This window comes from Sphingomonas arabinosi (assembly GCF_036663715.1).
Classification (GTDB): domain Bacteria; phylum Pseudomonadota; class Alphaproteobacteria; order Sphingomonadales; family Sphingomonadaceae; genus Sphingomonas.
In genome coordinates this window covers 32,960-56,172 of sequence record NZ_JAXOJN010000016.1, presented here as the reverse complement: position 1 = coordinate 56,172, position 23,213 = coordinate 32,960, and the positions used below count along the sequence as shown (strand labels likewise).

25 protein-coding genes and 2 pseudogenes are annotated in these 23,213 nt (G+C 64.7%); 3 read left to right on the top strand and 24 right to left on the bottom strand.

What is annotated here, in order from left to right; translation table 11 throughout:
* Window positions 1–118: 118 nt before the first annotated feature.
* Window positions 119–244, bottom strand: a pseudogene (locus tag U1708_RS18260) (MerR family DNA-binding transcriptional regulator); the annotation flags it as partial.
* Between the two features lie 36 nt (window positions 245–280).
* Here U1708_RS18260 and U1708_RS18255 point away from each other — a divergent pair.
* Window positions 281–943 carry a cation efflux transmembrane domain-containing protein gene (locus U1708_RS18255; RefSeq protein WP_151989839.1) on the top strand — a complete coding sequence of 221 codons (663 nt, stop codon included), beginning with the start codon at window positions 281–283 and terminating at the stop codon, window positions 941–943.
* A 308-nt stretch (window positions 944–1,251) separates the two neighbouring features.
* On the opposite strand, the gene U1708_RS18250 is transcribed toward U1708_RS18255, so the two are convergent.
* From U1708_RS18250 to U1708_RS18165, 19 genes and pseudogenes are all read right to left on the bottom strand, one after another.
* Window positions 1,252–1,530, bottom strand: a complete 279-nt coding sequence (locus U1708_RS18250; protein ID WP_151989840.1) for a hypothetical protein — start codon at window positions 1,528–1,530, stop codon at window positions 1,252–1,254.
* A 131-nt stretch (window positions 1,531–1,661) separates the two neighbouring features.
* Window positions 1,662–1,808, bottom strand: coding sequence for a YHS domain-containing protein (locus U1708_RS20750; protein WP_225883583.1), 147 nt, complete (start codon window positions 1,806–1,808; stop codon window positions 1,662–1,664).
* A gap of 347 nt (window positions 1,809–2,155) precedes the next feature.
* A pseudogene (locus U1708_RS18245) lies at window positions 2,156–3,154 on the bottom strand (HAD-IC family P-type ATPase); the annotation flags it as partial.
* 208 nt (window positions 3,155–3,362) lie between these two features.
* Entirely contained in the window at window positions 3,363–3,569 is a 207-nt protein-coding gene (locus U1708_RS18240) for a hypothetical protein (RefSeq protein ID WP_159513023.1), read from the bottom strand.
* A 58-nt stretch (window positions 3,570–3,627) separates the two neighbouring features.
* Complete coding sequence (locus U1708_RS18235) at window positions 3,628–3,870, bottom strand: hypothetical protein (protein WP_202096529.1); 243 nt, start codon at window positions 3,868–3,870, stop codon at window positions 3,628–3,630.
* A 55-nt stretch (window positions 3,871–3,925) separates the two neighbouring features.
* The gene (locus U1708_RS18230) at window positions 3,926–4,843 is read right to left on the bottom strand and encodes an NAD(P)/FAD-dependent oxidoreductase (RefSeq protein WP_159513022.1); all 918 of its coding nucleotides are present in this window, start codon (window positions 4,841–4,843) and stop codon (window positions 3,926–3,928) included.
* Between the two features lie 79 nt (window positions 4,844–4,922).
* Complete coding sequence (gene copM / locus U1708_RS18225; RefSeq protein WP_236559362.1) at window positions 4,923–5,393, bottom strand: CopM family metallochaperone; 471 nt, start codon at window positions 5,391–5,393, stop codon at window positions 4,923–4,925.
* Entirely contained in the window at window positions 5,390–6,076 is a 687-nt protein-coding gene (locus U1708_RS18220; RefSeq protein ID WP_159513021.1) for a ZIP family metal transporter, read from the bottom strand. Before U1708_RS18220 ends, copM begins: the two co-directional genes overlap by 4 nt.
* Window positions 6,064–6,411, bottom strand: a complete 348-nt coding sequence (locus U1708_RS18215) for a hypothetical protein (protein ID WP_159513020.1) — start codon at window positions 6,409–6,411, stop codon at window positions 6,064–6,066. Before U1708_RS18215 ends, U1708_RS18220 begins: the two co-directional genes overlap by 13 nt.
* 62 nt (window positions 6,412–6,473) lie before the next feature.
* On the bottom strand, window positions 6,474–6,830 hold the full coding sequence (gene fliE, locus U1708_RS18210; protein WP_151989786.1) for a flagellar hook-basal body complex protein FliE: 357 nt from the start codon (window positions 6,828–6,830) through the stop codon (window positions 6,474–6,476).
* A 59-nt stretch (window positions 6,831–6,889) separates the two neighbouring features.
* Entirely contained in the window at window positions 6,890–9,373 is a 2,484-nt protein-coding gene (locus tag U1708_RS18205; protein ID WP_151989787.1) for a heavy metal translocating P-type ATPase, read from the bottom strand.
* The gene (locus U1708_RS18200) at window positions 9,366–9,983 is read right to left on the bottom strand and encodes a cation efflux transmembrane domain-containing protein (RefSeq protein WP_151989788.1); all 618 of its coding nucleotides are present in this window, start codon (window positions 9,981–9,983) and stop codon (window positions 9,366–9,368) included. The genes U1708_RS18205 and U1708_RS18200 overlap by 8 nt, the downstream gene beginning before the upstream one ends.
* Window positions 9,980–10,357, bottom strand: a complete 378-nt coding sequence (locus tag U1708_RS18195; RefSeq protein ID WP_254687257.1) for a hypothetical protein — start codon at window positions 10,355–10,357, stop codon at window positions 9,980–9,982. The genes U1708_RS18200 and U1708_RS18195 overlap by 4 nt, the downstream gene beginning before the upstream one ends.
* Window positions 10,354–10,842, bottom strand: a complete 489-nt coding sequence (locus U1708_RS18190) for an SRPBCC domain-containing protein (RefSeq protein ID WP_151989790.1) — start codon at window positions 10,840–10,842, stop codon at window positions 10,354–10,356. The genes U1708_RS18195 and U1708_RS18190 overlap by 4 nt, the downstream gene beginning before the upstream one ends.
* 55 nt (window positions 10,843–10,897) lie before the next feature.
* Window positions 10,898–14,116, bottom strand: coding sequence for an efflux RND transporter permease subunit (locus tag U1708_RS18185; RefSeq protein ID WP_151989791.1), 3,219 nt, complete (start codon window positions 14,114–14,116; stop codon window positions 10,898–10,900).
* A gap of 4 nt (window positions 14,117–14,120) precedes the next feature.
* Window positions 14,121–15,293: an efflux RND transporter periplasmic adaptor subunit gene (locus tag U1708_RS18180; protein WP_151989792.1), complete on the bottom strand. Its 1,173-nt coding sequence runs from the start codon at window positions 15,291–15,293 to the stop codon at window positions 14,121–14,123.
* The gene (locus tag U1708_RS18175; protein WP_151989793.1) at window positions 15,290–16,603 is read right to left on the bottom strand and encodes a TolC family protein; all 1,314 of its coding nucleotides are present in this window, start codon (window positions 16,601–16,603) and stop codon (window positions 15,290–15,292) included. Before U1708_RS18175 ends, U1708_RS18180 begins: the two co-directional genes overlap by 4 nt.
* A 57-nt stretch (window positions 16,604–16,660) precedes the next feature.
* The gene (locus tag U1708_RS18170) at window positions 16,661–16,993 is read right to left on the bottom strand and encodes a hypothetical protein (protein WP_151989794.1); all 333 of its coding nucleotides are present in this window, start codon (window positions 16,991–16,993) and stop codon (window positions 16,661–16,663) included.
* A gap of 32 nt (window positions 16,994–17,025) precedes the next feature.
* Window positions 17,026–17,676, bottom strand: a complete 651-nt coding sequence (locus tag U1708_RS18165; RefSeq protein WP_151989795.1) for a cation efflux transmembrane domain-containing protein — start codon at window positions 17,674–17,676, stop codon at window positions 17,026–17,028.
* Between the two features lie 70 nt (window positions 17,677–17,746).
* On the opposite strand from U1708_RS18165, the gene U1708_RS18160 reads away from it, so the two are divergent.
* Window positions 17,747–18,139, top strand: coding sequence for a MerR family transcriptional regulator (locus U1708_RS18160; RefSeq protein ID WP_151989796.1), 393 nt, complete (start codon window positions 17,747–17,749; stop codon window positions 18,137–18,139).
* 320 nt (window positions 18,140–18,459) lie between these two features.
* On the opposite strand, the gene U1708_RS18155 is transcribed toward U1708_RS18160, so the two are convergent.
* A complete protein-coding gene (locus U1708_RS18155; RefSeq protein WP_151989797.1) occupies window positions 18,460–18,843 on the bottom strand; it encodes a MerR family DNA-binding protein in 384 nt (127 codons plus the stop codon).
* On the bottom strand, window positions 18,840–21,101 hold the full coding sequence (locus U1708_RS18150) for a heavy metal translocating P-type ATPase (protein ID WP_234422476.1): 2,262 nt from the start codon (window positions 21,099–21,101) through the stop codon (window positions 18,840–18,842). Before U1708_RS18150 ends, U1708_RS18155 begins: the two co-directional genes overlap by 4 nt.
* A 414-nt stretch (window positions 21,102–21,515) precedes the next feature.
* Between U1708_RS18150 and U1708_RS18145 the strand changes: the two genes are divergently transcribed.
* Window positions 21,516–21,848: a four-helix bundle copper-binding protein gene (locus tag U1708_RS18145; protein ID WP_145147227.1), complete on the top strand. Its 333-nt coding sequence runs from the start codon at window positions 21,516–21,518 to the stop codon at window positions 21,846–21,848.
* 34 nt (window positions 21,849–21,882) lie between these two features.
* On the opposite strand, the gene copD is transcribed toward U1708_RS18145, so the two are convergent.
* Both copD and copC read right to left on the bottom strand, forming a co-directional pair.
* The gene (gene copD, locus U1708_RS18140; protein ID WP_151989798.1) at window positions 21,883–22,812 is read right to left on the bottom strand and encodes a copper homeostasis membrane protein CopD; all 930 of its coding nucleotides are present in this window, start codon (window positions 22,810–22,812) and stop codon (window positions 21,883–21,885) included.
* A gap of 2 nt (window positions 22,813–22,814) precedes the next feature.
* A complete protein-coding gene (copC, locus tag U1708_RS18135) occupies window positions 22,815–23,186 on the bottom strand; it encodes a copper homeostasis periplasmic binding protein CopC (RefSeq protein ID WP_151989799.1) in 372 nt (123 codons plus the stop codon).
* Window positions 23,187–23,213 lie beyond the last annotated feature (27 nt).

Here is a 23,213-nt window from a genome sequence, read left to right as displayed (position 1 = left end):
TGTTGGCGGGCTGACGCCCGCCGATGCTGCCAGGCGGGTTGTGCAACACCGCCCCGAGGGGCACCATACCAACCCCGGACTCCAGCTATGACCGGTAGAGCTTTGGGGAGCACGTCACCGGCAGCAAGCCGATCTGTTCGTAATAGCGGATCGTCTCGACCTTGGTGCCTGTCGCCGAAGCCAGCTTACCGATCGTCAGTTTCTCAGACACAGCCCTTGACCCTCTACCGACTAGAGGGTGCATATAGGCTGCTAGATCGATTCTACCGAGGTGGCAAAGATGGCCTGCACGAGCTGCGCGTCCGACAAGGCGGGCACCCTGAACGACCCAAAGTGGCGGCGCGCCTTGTGGATCGCGCTCGCCATCAACGGCGGCATGTTTGGGGTCGAAATCGTCGCTGGGATTACGGGCGGATCGAAAGCGCTTCAAGCCGACGCGCTCGACTTTTTCGGTGACGCCGCCAATTACGCGATCAGCTTGGGCGTCGCCGGGATGGCGATAGCTTGGCGCGCGCGGGCAGCGATGCTGAAGGGAGCGACGCTTGCCCTGCTCGGTCTTTATGTCTTGCTCGCGGCGGGCTGGGGCGCCTTCCACGGCACTGTACCCCATGCCGAGGTCATGGGCATCATTGGGGTCGCGGCGCTTATTGCAAACCTGCTGGTCGCAGTCATGCTGTACCGCTTTCGCAGCGGTGACGCGAACATGCGCTCGGTTTGGATCTGCTCGCGCAACGACGCGATCGGCAATATCGCCGTGGTGCTGGCTGCAGGCGGCGTCTTTGGTCTGAACAGCGCCTGGCCTGATCTTGTGGTGGCGACATTGATGGCGGTGCTCGGTCTGTCGGGCGGCTTCCAGATCATGCGACAGGCGCGTGCCGAACTGCGATCTGGTCTCACGCCTGCCCCCTCCGCTTACAGGCAGCCGTTGGAACGGGTTGGGTAAGCTTCTCCGGTAAAAAGCCGAATAAAGGGCTACCGACTTTGCCGTGTATTTTCGCCTTACACTCGTTCAGTCTGTTGAACTTGGGCCCGTCTCAGGCGGAACCAGGGCGTGAGATGCGTCGGTTCCACCATCGCTTGCCCGCTCGCGAATAGCTCTAGAACAGTTAGTAGGGACCTGTCGCTACCGAGGCGATCCTCGCAAAAACGTTCGATAGATGAACGCTCAGGTGCGGCGCGCGGCTGTCGCTCCTGCCGAAGAAATGCCGTCGCAATCTACCTCGGCGGGGAGGGCCTCGCCGAGGTAGCATTTCAGTTCGAGCCAGAATCGCTCTTGTCACGATGGCCGTCTGGATCGACATCGCCCGGAGTATGGCCAGGGTGATCGTGGTGCTCGCCTGGCACGTCCCGCTGGCCACTAGTATCCCGGTCGCCGTGTTCGTCGAGATCGCCGGGCACGTGGCCCGGGTGATCGTGGTGCTCTCCTGGCACCTCTTGCTGCCCGCTCGTGTCGCGGTGACCGTGGGGGTCGAGATCACCAGGCGTATGTCCGGGATGGTCGTGATGCGAGCCAAGCTTCTCTTCGGGCATTTGCGCTCTCCTTTATTATGGATTGTTCTAACGCGCTCGGAGGGGGTTAGTGTCCCGCTCGCGCCGTCGGCGACATATGATCGGGAGCCATGTTTAATGAAGGGCTGCCTTGATCGTGCGGCATCTCTCCCTCATCGATACCGGTCTGGCTCTGCTTCAAACCTTTGTTGGCATGCCGATGAGCAGAAAAAGAGCCGCTGATCCTCGCTATCGACGTAGTGTCTCGTCATGTGAGGGTCGATGGTTGCGCCGCAGACCGGATCTACCACGTCGTTCATACCAACCGTCGCGCCACCTCCATGATGGTGGTGGCCGTGATAGCCGTAATGTCCCCCCGAGCCGGCAGCGGAGCTGCTCATCTTCTGATCGTCCCCATCGTCCATTGTTGCTTCCCATTTAAAGTATGCATTCGACCGCTGAACCCAATTCACGCTTCTATCGTTCCCATGTATCGGCCGCCGTTCTTCTCAGGGAAGCCGGGGGTGATTGCGGGAAAAGGGTTCTATTCAGCGCGGCTAAGATCTTTGTCGACACCAATGATTTAGCGGTCGCAGCGGTGAAGATAGAGGGCGCACGTCACGCCGGCGGCTCTGCCGCCGACGAGCGATGCATTGTGCGATCGGCGTCATGCTGCTTGTACAGCGGGATCGCGATAGGCGAGCAGGCGCAGCGCATTAAACACGACCAGCAGCGTCGAGCCTTCATGCATCGCGACGGCCGGGCCGATCCCAAGGCCGAGGATCGTCGCGGGCACGAGTAACGCGACGACGCCGAGGCTGACGAACACGTTCTGCTGGATGATGCCGCGGGTATGGCGGCTCAAGCCGACGGCGAACGGAAGATGGGCGAGATCGTCGGCCATCAGTGCAACGTCGGCGGTTTCCAGCGTGACATCTGATCCGGCAGCGCCCATCGCGATGCCGACTGTCGCACTCGCCATCGCCGGCGGATCGTTTACGCCGTCGCCGACCATCGCCACCTTGTTTTCGCCAGCGAGTGTCTTGATCGCCGCGACCTTGTCCTCCAGCATCAGATCGCCCCAGGCCTCGTCGAGCTCAACCTCCTGGCGACGACATCGGCAACCTTTTGATGATCGCCCGAAATCATAATTATCCGAGTGATACCCATGTCGCGCAGACTCTTAAGCGCAACCTTGGCTGCCTCGCGAGGCATATCAATCAGGCCGATCGCGCCGATGTCCCGGTCACCCTTGCGCACCCATTGTGGTACGTCCGCTCTCGCGAAGGGCGGCGATCGCTTCGGTCGTAGCGGTGTGTAGTGCGGGGACACCCTCAACGGCGAACATCTCGGCCTTGCCGATCCAAACCGTTTCACGGTCGACAGTTGCGGTGACGCCGCGCCCTGTCAGGATCTTAAGATCCGTAGCGCTCGTAAGGTCGCGCCCACGTAGGCGCTCGCCTCCATCCTTGACGATCGTCTGCGTCAGCGGATGATCGCTCAAGGCTTCAACCGCTACGGCGAGTGCCAACAGATCCTCCGCACTCGCGCCGTCGACGGCCATCGTGTCGGTGATGCACGATCGCCCTTCCGTCAGCGTCCCCGTCTTGTCGAACGCAAACGCCTTCAGCGAGCCGAGGTTTTCCCTCGGCGCGCCGCCTTTCAGCCTGTAGCACACCCGGCACTCGGCACTCGGCACAGCGCTTCGCCGACAGTGCGGGCGCGCCGTTCATGGCTTATACCCTCAACCTGCCAAGTCGTATGGTCATATCGCCAGCTAATCGCAGCGCCCACAGTGAGGTGGTCCCATATTTCGGGCAGCAAGCTACCCTTCTTGGCCGAGCCAGCGCGCCCGCGACACCCCCTCCGCAAATTTAGTGAAACCAATCAATTTCACCTGCTACTTTCCGGAGAATACCAATGACCAAGTTCAAGCTCATCAGCGCCACTTTCGCCCTCACGCTCTCGACCGGCGCTTTCGCGGCGTGGCGAACTGCTGCGCCGACATGGCGGGCTGCAAGGACGGCGCTGACTGCTGCGATCATGGGGACAAGGCCAAGGGCGGCGATCACGTCGGCCACGCCATGCCGAACATGAAGTAACAAGGTTGCCGGGGGGCGGGGGGCCGCTCCCCGGCATTTAATTCTCGCCAGTCGAGCTAGGGTCCGGCCGCTGCATTCGCGGTCCCCGTTTTACCCCCTCGCGCCACGGGCGCATAGTCGAGGGCAGAGAAAGGCGCAGCGTTGCCGCTCGCCCACGGATCGCATCCTGCGTCCGCCCCATGTCGCGCGCGATCTGGCCAACACTCTGGCGTGCGTCGATCCGCTTGCGCAGTTCGACGTCGGTCTCGTCCGACCAACGCTGGCCATAGTTATGGGTCAAATCCCGGGATTCCATTGCGGGTAAGGCTGATAATCTTCCTTCAGCTGATCTTCGTTCAGCGGGTATGGCCATCGCGCTTGCGAAGGTCATTATGCAAAGTTGTCGCGGCGATAGCTGCATGGCCCATGGCGACGCTTATCTGATCCAGCGATATGACGATGTCGCCGGCAGCGTAAACGCCCGAAACGCTGGTGCGCTGTTTGGTGTCGACCACAATACAGCGCTCGTCGCTGAGCTTGGCCCCGAGCTGCCGCGCAAGGGCGTTATTGCTATCCGAACCGAGCGCTGGGTAGATCGTGTCAAACTGCAATTGTGTCTCATCGGCCAGACGCAGCGTTACGTGTTCTTCAGCAAAATCGATTTGGTCGAGCGCACTTGGCGCTACCGCAATACCTGCCGCCTCCAGCGCCCCGCGGTCGCAAGCGTCGAGTTCGAGCGTCTTGTGCGCCACTAGCGTTATTCGATCGGAAAACGTGCGGAGAAACAGCGCCTCAGCGACGCCATGAGTGTCCGCGCCGATGACGCCGATAGCTTGGCCAGTCGCTTCATAACCGTCGCAGATCGGGCAGTAGCGTAGCAGGCCGCGCTCCAGTGCGTCGCGATGGGTCGCAGCGTCGATCGAGGGGCGACGGTTCTCGACTCCCGTTGCGATCAGGATCGATCGCGCGGACAGGGTTATTCCAACTCCGCAAGCGTCGAAGTCATCAGCGTTTTGCGCCACCGTGTCGATGCGGCCGTTCACAATCGTAGCACCGTAGCGCTCGGCCTGTTCGCGCATCCGGTGTAAAAGGTCTTCACCTGCAATCCCGTCCGGAAAACCGGCGTGGTTGTGCGAACGCGGTATCCATTTCACCCGGCTGTTTCCCTCATCGACCACGATAATGCGCCGATGATAGCGTGCGAGGTAGATCGCGGCGGTCAATCCTGCTGGCCCCCCGCCGATGATGAGCGCATCGCATCGATATTCCGTCACGCCACCCGCCCCATCTGAGCCCGAGCGGGCATGGGGCACAGGGGTAGTGCAGCATCATCGGAATGACTGCGAGACATCATCAGGAGCCCTTTCTGGCAGCTCGACGCTCGGCAAGCCAAGCCCGCATCGTCGTGATCTCGGCCTGTTGCGTTCGGATCACCTCCTCCGCCATTTCCCGAATTTTCGGATCGGTGCCGTTGGCGATCTCGGCACGCGCCATCTCCACTGCACCTTCGTGATGCGGGATCATGCCGCGCAGGAAGTCGGTGTCCGGATCGCCGGTCGATGGCATGACCATGCTTGTCTTATCGTGCGCAGGGTTCGCCCCGTGGATCGCGTCCTTGGCATGCTGCACGTTCGATCCATGGATCGCATCGGTCGGACCGGATTCATTCGACGTGAATTGGTACGAAGGCTTCTCGGCCGAACACGCGGACAGGGCCGCAGCCACGCCCAAAATAAGCCATTGTGCCTTGATTATCGACATTTCATTCCCCTTGCTGGATCGATCGCGGCGCACGTCGGCGCCGTTTGAGGTCAGGCTCGTCACATCGCGATTTCCTCAATGAGGAGGAGCGAGAGGAAGCCGACGAAGAACATTGCGCTGATGAGCGGCGTGTCTGGCTTCTCGTGTGCTTCGGCCAACAGCTCTTCGGTGACGAGAAACAGGAGCGCCATGAGGCCGAAGCACAGGAAGCCCGCCACTACCGGAGGTGACAGGCCAGCGACAGGGATCGCCAGCAATGCGCCGATCGGCAGCAGCAGCGCGAGCGCCGTCACGGTGAGGATGATCTTGAGTTTTGAGGTAATGGATTCGGCGAGTTCCGTCGTCAGCGTTACACCTAGGAACAGCACCTCCAGCGTGAGCGCGACGGTGAGCAGGGCGCCCGCCTTGGCACCGGCGACGAACGCAAGGCCCAGCACCAGCCCGTCGACGACGATGTCGATCCCGACCGCCGATATCAGCGTGACCGGTCCCGCGGCGCGGGCTTCGTACGCCTTGAGCCCCAGCATGACCGCGACCCCCGCTGAGCCGCCGATAAAGGTTGCCAGCGGCGAGCCAGCATGCAGCACTTGGGGCAGGATTTCGGTTGCCGCAGCGGCGAACACGACACCGGCGGCGAGGTGCTGCATCGCGGATACAAAGGCGTCGCCGGGCCGACGCCATATCGCAAAGATGCCGCCTAGGATCACGGCAAGCACCGGAATGATCGTATAGGTCAGCGCCAGCATGATTTTCCCCTGAACGACAGATGCTCGTTGATGCCTTGCTTGCCGATCCGCTCGAGATGGAGCCGATCTTGGCCGATCATGACCGTAAGCCGTCCATCGGCAGTCCGGACCTGCGCGCGTGGCACAGTCAGTTGCTCACGATCTTCCCGCGTCGCACCGATGAGGTCGACGACGAAGGTATTGGCACTCAGACCGGTCACGATCGACGTTCTATCTTCACAGGTGAAGACATGCATCTGCATCTCGGAACCGGCCGACAACGTGTTGTGCGTATCGGCGTCGTCATCCTGCCGAACGGGCGAGCAGGCGCCCGCCAGCACGACGATCAAAGCCATGACCGCCCGCCAACCCCACACGCTCTTCGGCTTGGCCGTATGCGCAGGCGCAGGGAACTGAGTCATCCAAGGGGCATGCTCATAATGTCCTTGTAGGCTGACAGGAGCTTGTTCCTGACCTGAAGCGTCGCCTCGAAGGACACCGAAGCGCGGTTCTGCATCAGCGCCACGGTGGCGATATCGGTGGTCTCGCCACGCTCGTAGCGGTCGGTAGCGACGTCCTCGGCCTCCTGTGCCGCGTTCACCTTGCCGACGATGCCCTTCAGGGTGTCCCCAAACGTCGCCGGCGCGTCGGTCCGCGGCACGGTCGAAACCGCCCCAGGTGTCGTGGCTGGTGGCGTCAGGCGGTTGAGCGTCTGACTGCGCGCAAGGATCTGCGCACGGACGGCAAGGACACCGGACACGGTGGGATCGGACATCACGAACACTCCTTTCTAACCTGCGGAGACCGCATGCGATGGATGCGGTCTCCTGGGCATCAGGCGGTCTGCGTCGTGGCGAACCGATCGCGATAGGCGAGCAGACGCAACGCGTTTACGACCACGAGCAACGTCGACCCTTCGTGCATGGCGACGGCCGCTCCGATCCCGAGACCGAAGATCGTCGCAGGGACCAGGATCGCCACCACGCCCAAGCTGACAAAGACGTTCTGCCGGATGATCGATCGGGTCTGTCGCGACAGGCCGACCGCGAACGGCAGATGGGCCAGATCGTCCGCCATCAGCGCTACATCGGCGGTCTCCAGCGCTACGTCTGACCCCGCCGCGCCCATCGCGATCCCAACGGTCGCATTGGCCATCGCGGGTGCGTCGTTTACGCCGTCGCCGACCATCGCGACCTTGCCGTCACCGCGCAGCTTCTTGATCGCCTCGACCTTGTCTTCCGGCATCAGGTCGCCCCACGCTTCGTCGATGCCGACCTCGCGCGCAATCGCATCCGCGACCGCTTGATTATCGCCCGAGATCATAATCATACGGGTGATGCCGAGGGTGCGCAGCGTCGCCAGTGTCGCCTTGGCGGCAGTCCGCGGCGTGTCCATCAGCCCGATGACCCCCAGATCCACCTCGCCGCGTCGCACGACCATCGTCGTCCGCCCGCCCGCACGGAGCCGTTCGACTGCGGCCATCGTTTCATCGGTCAATGCGGCGATGCCGTCCTTGCCGAACATCTCGGCCTTGCCGATCGTTACCGGATCGCCCTCCAGCGTCGCGCGGACGCCGCGGCCGGTCAGGCTTTCCAGATCGCTCGCCTGTGGCAACGCGGCGTCGTTCAGGCGTGTCCTGCCGTCCTTGACGATCGCCGCGGCGAGAGGGTGATCGCTCAGGGCCTCCACGGCGACGGCCGTCGTGAGCAGCCGGTCCTCGGCGATGCCCGTCATCGCGACGACATCGGTGATTTTGGGCTGGCCTTCTGTTAGCGTGCCGGTCTTGTCGAAGGCGATGGCGGTCAACGAACCGAGGTTCTCCAGCGGCCCACCGCCCTTCACCAGCACACCCCCGCGCGCGGCGCGGGCGACACCCGACAGGACTGCGCTTGGTGTCGCGATCGCCAGCGCGCACGGGCTAGCGGCGACGAGGACCGCCATCGAGCGGTAGAAGCTGTCGCGGAAGGGTTCGTCGACGACGACCCAGGCGAACAGCAGCAGGACGGCGAGGCCCAGCACGACGGGCACGAACACCCGTTCGAACCGATCGGTCATACGCTGCGTCGGCGACTTCTGCGTCTCGGCCTCGCTGACCATCTTCACGACTTTGGCGAGCGCGCTGTCAGTCGATAGGCGCGTGACCTCGATCTCGATCGCGCCGCTGCCGTTGATTGTGCCGGCGAACACGCGACTGGCGGCGTCGACGCGGTCGGGATTGGCCCGCGCCTGGTCCGTATCGGTGACTGCGGTCTTGTCGACCGGGATACTTTCGCCCGTCACTGGCGCCTGGTTGATGCTGCTCGAACCCAGCGTCAGGAATCCGTCGGCAGGCAACCGTGCATTTGGTTTGACCACGACAATGTCGCCGACCACCAGCGTGTCGACGGATATCTCGCTGATCTTGCCTTCGCGGCGGACGAGGGCGGTTTTCGGTGCCAGCTCGGCCAGAGCCTCCATCGCCCGCTTGGCGCGACCCATCGCATAATGTTCGAGCGCGTGGCCGAAGCTGAACAGGAACAGCAGCAGCGCGCCTTCCGCCCAGGCGCCCAGCGCGGCTGCGCCCGCCGCGGCGACCAGCATCAGTGTGTCGATCTCGAACCGGCGCATCCGCAGATTATCGATCGCTTCGCGGACGGTAAAGAAACCGCCCAGCACATAGGCGGTCAGGTAGCAGGCGAGCGGCAGCCACGATGGCGCCCCGGCGACCAGCTTCTCGATCGCGAAGCCGATGCCGAGAACGGCACCGCAGCCCAATGCGAAGAACAGCTCGGTATTCGGCCCCAGGATGCCGCCATGATTGTGGTTATGCCCCTCCTTGCCGTGATCGTGCTCGCCGGGGCCATGGTCATGGCCGGCGTGATCGTCGCTAGCGGCCTGCGGGACGGCTGCTTCGCGCTCGACGACGGTGCCGCGGATCGTAGATTCGTCGGTCTGTTCCCGGTCGAACTCGACCCGCACCCGGCCACTTGCAGCAACCTCGGCCTCCAGAACGCCGGACACAGCCTTCAATCGATCGCTAAGGGTGCGGGCGCGCCGCTGATGCATCGTGCCGATGTCGAATACGGCATGGCCGTAGCGCTCACCTATCTGCGCGCCCGCGCCGGTCGCGACCTCGCGAATACGGGATAGCGGGAGCTGGTCCGGATCGTAATGGATGCACAGTTGCGCCGGCGCCTCGCCACTGGCGGGGACGACGTGCGCTTCGCTGACGCCCTCGCGGTCCGCCAGCCGTTGAACAAGCCGCGCGACGCAGGCGTCAGCCGCATCCGGGACGTCGGGCAGGACGACGGCGAGGTCGAGCCTGGTCTTCTCAGCCATTCTGATTGTCCTTGTTTTTGCGCGCGTCCTGTTTCGCGTCACGCAGGATCTTGATGCCGCCCCACAACTGGATTGCGGCTGTCGCCAGCCCGACCACGAGGTCCGGCCAGTTCACGCCCAACCACATGACAAGGACGCCAGCGACGACGATCCCGCCGTTCGAGATGAAGTCGTTGAGGCTGAAGGTCGTCGCCGCGCGCAGGTTGACGTCCTTGTTCTCCAGCTTTTGCAGGAGGCGCAGACACAGATAATTGATGATGCCAGCGACAATCGACATGCCGATCATAGTCGGGCCGATCGGATCGCTGCCCTGGGTAAAACGCCGCGCGACATCGATGAGGACCGCGACCGCGAACAGGAGCAGCATGATGCCGGACACCCTGGCCGCAGCTTGCTTCCAGCGTGCGCCGCGGCTCAACGCAACAAGGCTGAGCCCATATACCGCGGCATCGGAGCCGTTATCGAGGCCATTGGCGATCAGCGCACTGGAATCACCGAACAGTCCTGTGGCGACGAACGCCAGTGCAAGCCCGGCATTGAGGATCAGGACGATCCAGAGCGTACGTCGCTGGCGATCCGTCCCGCTGGTTTTAGATACAAGATTGCTCATAGGCTTGTCGCTTTCTCACAAAGCACGGGGCGTTTGCCGGGTGCCTCGATCTTGATCTGGTTGCCCGAGAATGTCGCGCTTTCCGCATCGCCGACATACTGGAGACCTTGCAACGGCGCGGTTAGAACGACCGAAGGTGCATTCGCATCGCGCCGTAACTCGACTGTGAGCCCTTGATCCTTGAAGTCGACCAGAAGCGTCTGGTTATCGTCGCATCGATAGGGGTGACGGCCGGGTGTCCTGCTGGTCACCGCAGTGTCCGCAGCGTGGATCTCCTGCTCGGTCGGTGGACCCTTCCGGGGCTCCTCGGAACAGCCTGCCAACACCAGCACGATGCCCATGCCAAAACCCAAGCCAAGATGATGCATCGTCATCGCTGCCTCCGTGCCCCAGTGCGCGCAGGTCCAGTCCGGCTATTGGAAACCGGCACCGCCGACAGGCGCCGAAGCTGGCGATCGAGGCACCTGTCCGACTGCACGAGGCTTGCTTGAAGCCTGCGGCGCATCAGTGCCCAGAGCGGACGACCCAAGATGCCTGAGAAGCGCAGGCTATGGCGCAGGCGGGTTCCAGCGGGATCGCTTTCCAGCGCGTAAGATTCCTCGAACAGCAAGAACCTGGCGACGCCCGCCGTCCATGCGAACGCCAGCGGCTTATCGACGCGGATGATATCCGCCTTGGCCGTCACCGGCTTGTCGAGTCCGCCGATGCGGAACGTGTAGTTGGCATCACCGCCGCAGACCGCGGCACCGGAAAGCTGGATGAACGGCTTCCACTGCGGGTGGCCGGCGAAGTCCGTGAGGACCGTCCAGACACGCAGCGGGGATACGGAGAGTGTCGTTACATTGTCGATCGTCGTCATGAGCGAGCCCCCTTTCTTGAGGCGTGGGGGAGGGCACGACCGCCCTCCCCCACGATCATGCGGGTTGCGGGAGCGGTGAGGTATCGTCCGTGTCGTCGACCTTGACCGCCTGCTGCCCGAAGCGGGCGTAGAGCGTCGGCAGCACGAACAGCGTCAGCAGGGTCGCCGAGATCAGCCCGCCGATGACGACGGTTGCGAGCGGCTTTTGCACTTCCGCGCCGGCCCCGCTCGCGAACGCCATCGGCACGAAGCCGAGACTTGCGACGAGCGCGGTCATGACGACGGGGCGTAATCGCTGAAGGGCACCCGTATGCGCCGCTTCGGCGCGGTCCATGCCGGAACGGATCAGGTCCTGCACCGAACTGACCATGACAAGTCCGTTGAGGACCGCGATGCCCGACAGCGCGATGAACCCCACCGCGGCCGAGATCGAGAAGTCCATGCCGCGCAGGAAGAGCAACAGGACGCCGCCCACCAGCGCGAACGGCACCCCTGTAAACACGATCGCCGCATCGCGCACCGATCCCAATGCCCCGTAGAGCAGGAACAAGATCAGCACGAAGCAAGCCGGCACCACGAGCTGGAGCCGCTGGCTGGCTGACTCCAGATTCTCGAACTGCCCGCCCCATTCGAGGTAACTGCCCGCCGGCAGGCGTACCCCACTCGACACGGCGGCCTGTGCATCCGCCACCACGCTGCCGACATCGCGCCCGCGCACGTTTGCCTGGACGACGACACGGCGCTTGCCGTTCTCGCGGCTGATCTGGTTGGGCCCGTCGACGACGCCGATATCGGCGACGCTGGACAGCGGCACGTAACCACCGCCGGCTACAGGCACCTGCACCTGTTCGAGAAGCCCCAGATTGGCGCGCTCTGCATCGGACAGACGGATGACGACCGGGAAACGCCGGTCGCCCTCGAAGATCATGCCGGACTCGCGTCCTCCGAGCGTGGCGGTGATGGTGTCCTGCACGTCCTGGGCAGTGACGCCGACCCGCGCCATCGCGTCACGATTCACCCGAATGTCGAGCATCGGGAGCCCCGTCGTCTGTTCGACCTTCACGTCCGCCGCGCCTTGCGTCTTGCGCAGGACGCCGGCGATCTGTTCGGCAGTGCGGTTCATACTGGCGAAGTCGTCGCCGAACACCTTGACCGCGATATCGCCGCGCACGCCGGCGATCAGCTCGTTGAACCGCATCTGGATCGGCTGCGTGATCTCGTAGGCGTTGCCGGGAAACTGCGCGAGCTTGGTCTCCAGCCGCTCGACCAGCGCGGCTTTCTCCAGCTTGGGATCGGGCCATTCGTCATGCGGCTTCAGGATGACGAACATATCGGTCGCGTTGGGCGGCATCGGGTCCGAGGCCAGCTCGGCGGTGCCCGTCTTCGAGAAGACGAACCGCACCTCGGGCTGTTTCGACACCATTCGTTCGATCGGCACCTGCATCGCCTGGCTTTGCTGCACCGACGTCGCCGGAATGCGCAGCGCCTGGATCAATAAGTCGCCCTCGTCGAGCTGGGGGAGGAACACCTGCCCGAGCGTCGTGAAGGCGAGCGCCGCCAGTACGAGGCTGACCACGCCGGCACCGATGGTGATCGACGGCCGCTTCATCGCCTTTTCCAGACCCGGTTCGTAGCGCTTCTTCAGCCACGAGATGATCCGCCCGTCCTCCTCGTTGACCTTCCGCGACAGCCAGATGGCAATCGCCGCAGGTACGAAGGTCAGCGACAGAACAAAGGCAAAGAGCAGCGCGATGATGACGGTCAGCGCCATCGGCACGAACGTCTTGCCTTCCACGCCGGTCAGCGTGAGCAAAGGCACGTACACGAGGATGATGATCGCCTGCCCATATACGGACGGCCGGATCATCTCTCGCGCTGCGGTCGCGACCGCATCCAGCCGCTCCTTGACGCTTAGCAGCCGGCCTTCGTGATGCTGTTTTTCGGCAAGACGCCGCAGGGCATTCTCGACGATGATGACCGCGCCGTCGACGATCAGCCCGAAGTCGAGCGCACCCAGACTCATGAGGTTTGCTGACACCCCGAGCCGAAGCATACCGAACCCGGTGAGCATCATCGTGACCGGGATGACCGCGGCAGCTATTAGCGCCGCACGGAAGTTGCCGAGCAGCAGGAACAGCACGACGATGACGAGCAGCGCGCCTTCGGAGAGGTTCTTGGCGACCGTTTTGATCGTCGAATTGACCAGCGCGGTACGATCCAGCACCGGCTGCACCACCACATCAGGTGGCAGCGAGGCGTTGATAGTTTTCAACCGGTCGGCGACCGCGGTCGCCACGTTGCGGCTGTTCTGGCCGATCCGCATGATCGCGGTGCCGACGACGACTTCGGTGCCGTTCTCCGACGCCGAGCCCATCCGGATCGCCTGCCCCGTGCGGACGTTGGCGACTTGGTCAAGAGTAATGGGGATACCGTCACGGGTGGCAACGACGGTGCGCGCCAATTGGTTCGCATTGCGCACCAGCGCGTCCGACCGGACCGCCAATCCTTCACCGTTGCGATTGACGAACCCCCCTCCGACGCTGGTGTTGTTCTTTTCAAGCGCGGTGCCAAGATCTGTCAGTGTAATCTTGAGCGACGCCAGTTTCTGCACGTCGGGGACGACAAGATATTGCTTGGCGTAGCCACCGATCGAATCGATGCCCGCCACGCCGGGTACGTTCTTGAGCAGAGGCGTGACGATCCAGTCCTGCGCGGTCCGCAGATAGGTCGCCTTATCTTCAGGCGTAGTCAGCCGCTCGCCTTCCGGTGTGATATAGCTGCCGTCAGGTTGCTGCCCCGGCTCGCCAGCGCGGTGCTTGTCGTCCTTTCGGTGTTCCAGCCGGACAGTCCACATATAGACCTCGCCCAACCCGGTCGCGATCGGCCCCATCTCTGGGTTCACGCCATCGGGCAGGCTTTCCGCGACGCCCTGCAACCGTTCGCCGACCTGTTGGCGGGCGAAATAGATGTCGGTGGATTCGTCGAAGACCGCGGTGATCTGCGCGAAGCCGTTGCGGCTGAGTGAGCGGGTATTGTCGAGGCCGGGGATGCCGGCGAGCGCGGTTTCGATCGGGAACGACACCTGCTTCTCGACCAGCTCGGGCGAGAGCGCGGGCGCGCGAACGTTGATTTGCACCTGATTGTTGGTGATGTCCGGCACCGCGTCGATCGGTAGCCGGGAGAGCGAAAAGGCGCCGATGACGGCGACGATGGCGGTGAGGAGCAGGACGAGCCAGCGCTTCTCAACCGCCCAATTGACGATGCGAGCGATCATGACATCAATCCTCGTGCGCCGCTTCGCCCTTGCCGAGTTCGGCCTTGAGCGTGAAGCTGCCGGTGGTGGCGATCTGCTCCTGGCCGGTCAGGCCCGAGCGGATGATGACGGTATCGCCGGCCGCGTCGCCGAGCGTGACCGGGGTCGACTGGAACCCCTTGGCCGTACGGACGAAAACGACTGATTTGCCTTCGACCGTCTGCACTGCCGTCGTCGGCACGCGGACCGCATTGCTGCCTCCGCTACCGCTGAGTTGGACCGCAGCGGTGACGGGCTCGCCGACGCGCCACTGACCGCCACCATTGTCGAGCGTCGCGATGACCGGCACCTGCCGTGTCTGCGGATCGAGGGCTGGCGACACGAAACTGATTCGAGCGCTCGCCTGCCGCCCCGGCGCCGTCACGGTAACAATATTACCTGGCTTCACCCGGCCGGCATCTTCTGGCCTGAGGTTGAGCGCCAGCGACACCCGGCTGAGATTGGCGATGCGATAGAGTTCGCTGTCTGCTGCGACCGTCTGCCCTAGCACGACCGGTCGGGCGATGACCTGACCGCCGATCGGCGCGACGATGCCGAGCCGGTTGAGCCCGCCCCCGCCCCCGCCCGCTGCCGACACCTGGCTCTGCGCCTGCCGGTAGGCGATACGTGCTTCGATTGCCGCGGTGCGCGCGGCGATCAAATCCTGCTCGGGCGACACGCGCTGCGCGAACAGCCGCTGCTCGCGGCTGAGATTGGAGTTGGCAAGCGCGAGCCGGGCACGCGATGCCTCGACCTCACCCTTGAGCTGTGCGGCCTCGCGGCTTTCGATGACGGCGATCGTCTGCCCGCGCCCGACCGATTGGCCGAGGTTGCGCGTGAGTGCCACGACACGCCCGCCGATTGCGGCCGAAACGACCTGCGTCCCCTGCGGGTCGCCCTCAATCGTCGCCGGCAGTTCGATCGTCCCCGCACCGCCCGTGAGCGGGCGACCGATCTGGACGCCCGCCGCGGTGATCTGGTCCGCCGAGAGCGTTACCGCACCCTCATCGGCATGGGCGGCTTCGTTACCGCCGGCTTCGGCACCTGCGCTGGTTTCGTTTCCGGCAGTCTCGTTGCCGCCTTCGGAGCTGCTGCCACAGGCCGCGAGCAACAGGGCAAGGCCGAACGGCAGAACGCCGCCCGTCAGGATGGTCTTCATCGGTCGGTTCCCCCGGTGTTGGTGGTCGGCGCAGGCGCGGTCAGCCGCTCCAATCGCGCACGGGCATTCTGATAGTTGGCGAGCGCGTCGATCGCGGCGACGCGCGTCTCGGCGAGCGTGCGTTCGGCATCGAGGAGATCCAGCTGGCCGAACTTGCCCTCGCGGTAGCCGATCCGCGCGATCCGCGCGGCCTCTGCTGCTGCTGCCAGCGCCGGCCCGACCGCAGCGCGCGCGGTCGTTGCCGCATTGGCGGCTTCGGCTTGCGCGTCGGTGATCGCCTGCTCGACGTCGAGCGCGGTTACGCGCCGCACCGCTTCGGCGCGCGTCCGCTCCGCCGTCGCCTGCGCGATGGCGGCGCGGCCGTTGTTGAAGAGCGGGATCGGGATCGAGATCGCGAACACCGCGGCGGTATCGTTCGTCGCTTCCAGCCGTCGGAGCGCCGGTCCGACGTTGATGTCGGGTACGCGGTTGGCGCGCGCGAGCCTGATGCCGGCATCGGCGATGGCAAGATCGGCATCCGCCGCCGCCAGCGCCAGCGTGCCGGCAGTCTGTAGCGGTGCTGCAGGGCCGAAGGTCGCCGGCGGCAACCGGTCGAGCAAGCCTGCGTCGAGCGTGCCGTCGATCGGACGGCCGAGCCGCCGCGCGAGATTGGTCCGTGCCGCCTCGGCGAGCCGGGTCAGCCGCTCGACATTGGCATCGGCATTGATACGCGCGACATCGGCGCGCTGTTGCTCCAGCGGCGACGCTCGCCCCGCCTGGACGCGCACCGCAGCCCCCCGCAGCACTTCGGCCGCGATCCGTGCCTGGTCGCGCGCCGTCACCAGCCGGCGTTCGGCCGCGATTGCCTCGACATAGAGCTGTGTGACCTGGACGCGGATATCGGCCGCGACGATCGCGCTCTGGAGTTGCGCACGTGATATTTGCGCGTCGGCAACAGCAACGCGGGCACCGCGCTTGCCGCCAAGCTCGATCGGGATCGCGACCCCCACCGTCGTCTCCGCGCTCCGCACGCCCCGATAAGGACCGGAGCCGACGACGTTCTCGACCTGCCCTTGGAAGACGGGGTTCGGCCGGAGCCCGGCCACCGTGCGGGCCGCCTGCGCCGCCTCGACCGATGCAGTAGCAGCGGCACCCGATGGCGCTGCTCCGCCCGCGGCAGACACCGCCTGATCGAGCGAGAAGCCGGGGAGCGGTTGCGCCGCGGTCGGCGTTTCAGACGGGGTGGCCGCCTGCGGCGCCGCCTCCTGTTGCGCCTGCGCTATCGATGCGCAGGACGCCGCGGCCAGCATGGCCGCGAGCATTGTTTTCATGAAATATCGATCCTGACAGAACACGTCGGGCCGGCAGATGCCGGCGAGCGGGTGTCGTCAGGCGGCCGGGGGCCTCAGCGCGGGATCGACGAGATGCGACGCGATGGCACTGGCGGGTGCGGGGAACGGATGCAGACCGTCAGCGCATGCCATCAACGGCAGCGCGTTGCTCGCTGGCAGGTTCAGTAACTGTCCGTGGCAGGTGGCATGGTGGTGCGGCACCGCCTTGTCGGCATCGCCTTGCGATTGATCGGCGTCGCCGTCGCTATGCACTGTGCCGCTGCACTCGATAGTCACCGGCCCTGCAACCTCGCGCGCGTGCACGGTCGCCGTCATCACCAGGGACGACGCAATCATGACGAGCAAAAGGGACCAGAGCCTGCGCAGCATTTCAGGCCGTCTAGTCGAAATACGTCCGAGTGTCATCGCAAGACTTCCGGTGCTACCGGCCGGGTCTCTCGCCATGCCGGGATCGCTTCGGCGAGAACACGCCACGCTGACCGCAGGAAGATGAGCGCGATGACGCCGCCCACCGCGATATCGGGCCATGCCGCGCCGGTCATGGCGATAAACCCGGCCGCAATAAGTACGCCGACGTTTGACGCCACGTCGTTGCGCGAGCACTCGAACGTGCTGGACATATTCACGTTCTCCGACCGGAATCGCCACAGCATCGCGAGGCAGGTCAGGTTGGCGACGAGCGCGGCACCGCCGAACGCCAGCATTAGTGAAGACGAGGGCGAAACGCCGTTGACCACCTTGTCGACGATCTCGAATACGACCGCGATGCCAAACATGAGGATGATGCCGCCCTTGGCCAGTGCCGCCCCGGCTTCCCAGCGGGGGCCGCGGCTCAACGCATAGAGGCTGAGTGCATAGACCACGGCATCGCCGAGCATGTCGACTGAGTCCGCCATCAGTGCGGACGACCGCGCGAACACCCCCCCGCCGAACTCGGCAACGAACATAACGAAGTTGATAACCATGACGGCGATCAGCACGCGTCGTTGATCGGTCTTACGGCCGAACTGCGCGATCGTGTCGCCTTTCCTGGAACAGCAGTCGTCCGCCATGATGCACTCGATTCGTGTGTCGGACCCCCCATATGCACCCTCATGTCACTAGAGGGTCAAGGGCTCATCCATGAAGATCGGCGATATTGCGAAGCGCACCGGGCTGAAGGTCGAGACCGTCCGCTTTTACGAGGGTGAGGGTTTGATCGCTGCACCGCGTCGGAGCGGGGGCAATTACCGCCTTTACGATGAGTCGCACCTTGATCGCCTGACGTTCATCAAGCGCTCGCGCGACTTGGGCTTTACGCTCGATCAGGTGCGTGACCTGCTCCGCCTGGCGGACGATCCGCGCGGATCGTGCGATGCAGTTGACGAGATGGCGGTGCTGCACATCGCAGAGATCGACCACAAACTCGCCGGCCTACAGACGCTGCGTGAAGAGATCGTCAAATGGGGGCGCTGCGACGCCACAACGATCGCCGAATGCCGGTTGATCGACGCGTTATCTTCACGGCTACCTTGAGCATTGGCTCGACAATGTCATCCAAAGTAAATTCGTTCGCCCCGCTCGAGTCGGTTCAACGAGAAGCCGGAAATGATCGGAAGAACCATAAGGATAAATTGAGGTGACCACCCGGCGCGGCGCGCCTTGGACGAGGAGGACGACGCCGAACTTCGGCGGCGTGTGGCTGGGAAGCAGACCATTAGCCAGATTGTCCGCGAGTTGGGTCGCACGATGGACACAATCCGCGGTCGTGTGGCGACTTTGCGGATCACGCTTCGCTTTTCGCAACGCCCGTGGCGGGACGGCGTTGCTCGTCGCGCCAGCGAGTAGGCGCGACCCTATGCTTCCATACGGCGAAGGATCGGGCAGTCCGGTCGATCATCTCCGTGGCAGCGGTTCACCAGGTCCAGCAGCGTCGATCGCATAGCTTCGAGCGTAGCCGCCTTACGCCCAAGTTCATCGGCGCGCGCCTGGGCGAGCATCTTTACTTCGCTGCTCGAACGGCTGCGATCCGACCAGAGGCCGAGGAGTGTGCGGATCTCCTCGATCGGGAACCCCAGATCGCGCGCATTGGCAATGAAGCGCAGCCGGTGAACATCGGCCTCTGAATAATCCCGGTAGCTCCCGCGCCGAGGCGGCGCAGGCACGAGGCCGATTTTCTCATAGTGGCGGATCATGCGCTGAGAGACGCCGCTGGCGTCCGACGCCGTTCCGATGTTCACAACTTCACCGCGTTGAGCCGCAGCGCGTTCAGAACGACAGTGAAAGACGAGAGCGCCATCGCCGCACCGGCTAGCATCGGCGAGAGCAGAATGCCGGCGACGGGATAAAGCACCCCCGCCGCGACCGGCACGCCGATGCCGTTGAACAGGAACGAGAAGAACAGGTTCTGGCGGATATTGCGCATCGTTGCGTGGGCGAGCTTGCGCGCCCGCACGATCGCCGACAGATCGCCGCGCGTGAGCGTCATGCCGGCGCTTTCGATCGCGACGTCTGTTCCCGTGCCCATCGCCAGACCCACGTCCGCAGCGGCAAGCGCCGGGGCGTCATTGATACCGTCGCCGGCCATCGCGACCTTGGCGCCGCTTGCCTTCAACTCGCCTATGATGCGCGCTTTGTCTTCCGGCCGCAGATCGGCGCGTACGTCATCGAGACCGCCTACCGCGCGCGCGACCGCATCCGCGGTCCCACGATTGTCGCCGGTGAGCATGACGACGCGCAATCCCTCTTTGCGCAGCGCGGCAATGGCGTCGCGCGCCGATGCCCGCACCGGATCGGCGACCGCCAGCAAGCCAGCGAGCGCCCCATCGATCGAGACCAGGATGACACCCGCGCCTTCGCTACGATGGCGATCAGCCGCGGCATCGACCGGCTTGGGATCAGCGCCGATCCGGCTCATTTGCGCGGCATTGCCGATGACGACCGAGCGGCCGTCGACCGTGGCGCTGACACCCAGGCCGGTTTGCGAGGCGAAGTCCGCTACCTTGCCGAGCTGCAATGCCCGCTCTTTGGCGGCAACGACGATCGCGTGAGCGAGCGGGTGTTCGGATTGCCCTTCGACGGCCGCGGCAAGCGCGAGCATGTCGTTTTCCGCGACTGCGCCGACCGTCTCGAACGCGACCAGCTTAGGCTTGCCTTCCGTGAGCGTGCCCGTCTTGTCGATGACGAGCGTATCGACCTTCTCTAGCCCCTGTAAGGCTTCCGCATTCTTGACAAGCACCCCGGCTGTCGCGCCGCGCCCGGTGCCGACCATGATCGACATGGGTGTGGCGAGCCCGAGCGCGCACGGACAGGCGATGACCAGCACGGCGATAGCGTTGAGCAGGGCATGGCCCATGCGCGGCTCAGGGCCGACTAGCGACCATACCACGAACGTCACCACCGAGATCAGCACGACCAGCGGCACGAACCATCCCGACACCCGATCGGCGACCGCCTGAATCGGGGCGCGGCTGCGCTGCGCTTCGGCGACCATGCGGACGATCCGCGCCAGCATCGTATCCGCGCCGACGGCGCGGGCTTCCATAATCAGGCTACCCGTGCCGTTGACGGTGCCCCCCGTGACGGCCGCCTCAACTTCCTTGAGGACCGGTGCAGGCTCGCCGGTGAGCATGGATTCATCGACCGACGAACGGCCTTCGACCACCACGCCATCGACCGGAATCGCTTCGCCGGGACGGACCCGCAGCCGATCGCCAGCGGCGACGTCGGCAAGACCGACCTCTTCCTCGGAGCCGTCAGTCCGCAGCCGCCGAGCTGTCTTGGGAGCGAGATCCAGGAGGGCTCGGATCGCGCGCCCGGTTGCCGCCCTGGCGCGCAGCTCGAGCACTTGCCCGAGCAGCACCAGCGTCACCACGACGCCGGCCGCCTCGTAATAGACCGGAACCATCCCACCGTGCATCCGGAACGTCGCAGGGAACAGGCCTGGCGCGAGCGTCGCGACCACGCTGTAGAGGAAGGCCGCGCCGACCCCGATTGCGATCAGCGTGAACATATTGAGATGGCGGGTCCGGATCGAGGTCCACCCTCGCTCGAAAAACGGCAAGCCCGCCCACAGCACGATCGGTGCGGTTAGCGCGAGCTGGACCCACGGCGAGACCGTGGGGCTGACGACATTGATGCCGAGCATCTCGGCAAACATCGAAACGACGAGGAGCGGGATCGTCAGTGCGCCGGCCACCCACAGCCGGCGTGTAAAATCGACCAGCTCGGGGTTGGGTGTGTCGTCGAGCGATGGTTCTTCGGGCTCGAGCGCCATGCCACAGATAGGGCACGTGCCCGGCCCCTCTTGGCGGACTTGCGGGTGCATCGGGCACGTCCACATCGCGCCCGGCGTCGCTGTTGGCTCAGCTTTTGGCTTATCGCCGAGATAGGCGTTCGGATCAGCCACGAACTTGGTCCGGCACCCGGCGCTGCAAAAATGATATTCATGGCCGGCGTGCTCGGCATGGTGCGCCGTTTTCGCCGGATCGACCGTCATGCCGCACACCGGGTCCGTTGCCTTGGTCGCGTCGCCGGGCACCTTGGGTCCCGAACAGCAGCCACCCATTTTGCCGGCCTGCTCGACTGGCACTGACGCGGTAGAGGCCCCAGAGCAGCATGAAGCGGGCGCGGCAGCCGGCTCGGCTGACTTTGCTGAGCAGCCGCAACCCCCGGTATGGGCATGAGAATGAGGATCGTTCATGGCGTAACTCCTTCGACCCGAAGGCATGTAGGGTCTGACACCGTGTCAGGGTCAAGGCCGATCGAGCTTAACCCGCGACAGTGCGCCCAAGCCGCCTAATATGAGCTACGCGGCCGAAGGCGTTGCCCCTCGAAAAGGGCCAAGCAGGCGAGGGAAAATGCGATCTGGCGCGTATCCCCTTTAAGGCGGGGATAAGACGGAGAATGACTGATGCATCAGATGGACCCGGCGATGAAGGCGTGCATGGACGCCTGCCACGAATGCCATATCACCTGTCTTTATATGGCGATGAACCACTGCCTTGAGGCAGGTGGGAAGCACGCCGAGCCGCAGCACATGAAAATTATGGCCGATTGCGCGCAGATTTGCGCAGTCGCGATCGACTTCATGGCCCGCAAGTCCGAACACCATCGTCATATCTGCCGCGAGTGCGCCGAGATTTGCCGGGCGTGCGCGGCGAGTTGCGAAGGGCTCGCCGGCATGGAGGATTGCGTCGCGGCCTGTAACCGTTGCGCCGAGGAATGCGAGAAGATGGCCGCCTGAGCGGCGAGGCGGGCGGCATTAGGCCGCCCGCCCCTCACATCGCCGAAGCGGGCGGTTCGAGTGTTCCCAGCCATGCGACGAGCGCCAGGATCGCCACCGCGCAGCTCGCCTCAACTGCGAGGCTGCGCCGCAGGCCGCGAAGCGCGCCATGATGATCGACCGCGGTGATCGAGCGCTCGAACGCCGGCGTAAGCCGAAAGCGGTTGAACGACGCAAGCGTGAGCATCGCGCCGAAGAGGACGAGCTTGGCGATCAGAAGCTGGCCGTAGACCGTAGCGGCGAGGTTCGGCAGATTGGCAACGCCGACCAGCAACCAGGCATTGACGATCCCGGTGACGGCAATCGTGCCGACCATTATCGTGCCCACCAAGCCAAACCCGTGCAGTGCGCGGTGCGTCAGGGTCAGATGGGCGGCGTCGACGCGACCGGCCGGCCGAGCGACGAGAAGCACGAGCCCGAGCAGGGCTCCGGCCCAGGCCCCGCCAGCGAGCAGGTGGAGAATGTCCGCGCCCAGATGCACCCAGCCGACTGCGCCCTCGTCCATCGCGCCGTGCCCTGCCCAAGCAAGCGTGGCGAGCGCCACGCCCGCAGCGAACGCCACTAGGCCGAGCAGAGCCGCGCGACCGGCCGCCACGAGGGCCGCGATCGAGGCCACCACGAGCGCAGCCACGCGCGCTTCCCACGCGGTGCCCGTCGCGGACCCGGAGAGGAGCATCCCGACCGCCTCCTGATCGACCGGCCAGAGCGGCGCCCCGGCCATCGCAGCCGCGAGCAGCGCGAGGCCGATCCCGGAGAACAGGAGGCCGAGCAGGCCGCTTCCGACGAGCCAGGGCCGCAGTGCGAGCGCATCGGCGCGCTCGCGGGCCTTGAGGCCATAGAGACTGAAAGCCGACAGGCCGAACAGCCCGCTCAGTGTCGCATAGAGCGCGAAGCGGACCGCGATCAGCGGCCAGTCGGTGTCCACCGTTACTTGACCGCGAAGGCGAAGTTGCCGGCCACCCGGTGCGTGTCGCCGGAAACCACGTGCCACGCGACGCTGTAGCGGCCCGGTGCGAGCGGCCCCTTGGGCGTGACGACGAGCGTGCGGCCATCCTCCGCGACCCCAGCCGCAGTCGCAACCTTCATAGGCGGGTGCGCGGTGCCCCGATGCGCGGTCATTATCAGATCCGCGCCCGAGAACTTCGGCATCAGCTTTTCGCTGAACCGAAGCGCGAGACGCGCGGGCTTGGCGACCGTCGCGTTCGGCGCCGGTGAGGCGGACAGCAACTTAGGGTGAGCCTGGGCGGCGCTGGCGAGCCCGAGAATGGCAAGGGCGGCAGGGACTAGGGCGCGACGCATGAGGTTACTCCGTGGTGTTCTGTCCAT

Bases quoted from the DNA above. Each gene is read 5' to 3' on its own strand.
- U1708_RS18220 (WP_159513021.1), bottom strand. From the start codon at position 6,076: ATGCTGGCGCTGACCTATACGATCATTCCGGTGCTTGCCGTGATCCTA.
- U1708_RS18200 (WP_151989788.1), bottom strand. From the start codon at position 9,983: ATGAGCAATCTTGTATCTAAAACCAGCGGGACGGATCGCCAGCGACGT.
- U1708_RS18145 (WP_145147227.1), top strand. From the start codon at position 21,516: ATGCATCAGATGGACCCGGCGATGAAGGCGTGCATGGACGCCTGCCAC.
- U1708_RS18175 (WP_151989793.1), bottom strand. From the start codon at position 16,603: ATGAAAACAATGCTCGCGGCCATGCTGGCCGCGGCGTCCTGCGCATCG.
- U1708_RS20750 (WP_225883583.1), bottom strand. From the start codon at position 1,808: ATGAACGACGTGGTAGATCCGGTCTGCGGCGCAACCATCGACCCTCAC.
- U1708_RS18195 (WP_254687257.1), bottom strand. From the start codon at position 10,357: ATGACGATGCATCATCTTGGCTTGGGTTTTGGCATGGGCATCGTGCTG.
- U1708_RS18250 (WP_151989840.1), bottom strand. From the start codon at position 1,530: ATGCCCGAAGAGAAGCTTGGCTCGCATCACGACCATCCCGGACATACG.
- U1708_RS18255 (WP_151989839.1), top strand. From the start codon at position 281: ATGGCCTGCACGAGCTGCGCGTCCGACAAGGCGGGCACCCTGAACGAC.
- U1708_RS18165 (WP_151989795.1), bottom strand. From the start codon at position 17,676: ATGGCGGACGACTGCTGTTCCAGGAAAGGCGACACGATCGCGCAGTTC.
- U1708_RS18205 (WP_151989787.1), bottom strand. From the start codon at position 9,373: ATGGCTGAGAAGACCAGGCTCGACCTCGCCGTCGTCCTGCCCGACGTC.
- U1708_RS18150 (WP_234422476.1), bottom strand. From the start codon at position 21,101: ATGACGGTCGATCCGGCGAAAACGGCGCACCATGCCGAGCACGCCGGC.
- U1708_RS18170 (WP_151989794.1), bottom strand. From the start codon at position 16,993: ATGCTGCGCAGGCTCTGGTCCCTTTTGCTCGTCATGATTGCGTCGTCC.
- U1708_RS18160 (WP_151989796.1), top strand. From the start codon at position 17,747: ATGAAGATCGGCGATATTGCGAAGCGCACCGGGCTGAAGGTCGAGACC.
- U1708_RS18185 (WP_151989791.1), bottom strand. From the start codon at position 14,116: ATGATCGCTCGCATCGTCAATTGGGCGGTTGAGAAGCGCTGGCTCGTC.
- U1708_RS18215 (WP_159513020.1), bottom strand. From the start codon at position 6,411: ATGGCTTTGATCGTCGTGCTGGCGGGCGCCTGCTCGCCCGTTCGGCAG.
- fliE (WP_151989786.1), bottom strand. From the start codon at position 6,830: ATGTCCGATCCCACCGTGTCCGGTGTCCTTGCCGTCCGTGCGCAGATC.
- U1708_RS18180 (WP_151989792.1), bottom strand. From the start codon at position 15,293: ATGAAGACCATCCTGACGGGCGGCGTTCTGCCGTTCGGCCTTGCCCTG.
- copC (WP_151989799.1), bottom strand. From the start codon at position 23,186: ATGCGTCGCGCCCTAGTCCCTGCCGCCCTTGCCATTCTCGGGCTCGCC.
- U1708_RS18190 (WP_151989790.1), bottom strand. From the start codon at position 10,842: ATGACGACGATCGACAATGTAACGACACTCTCCGTATCCCCGCTGCGT.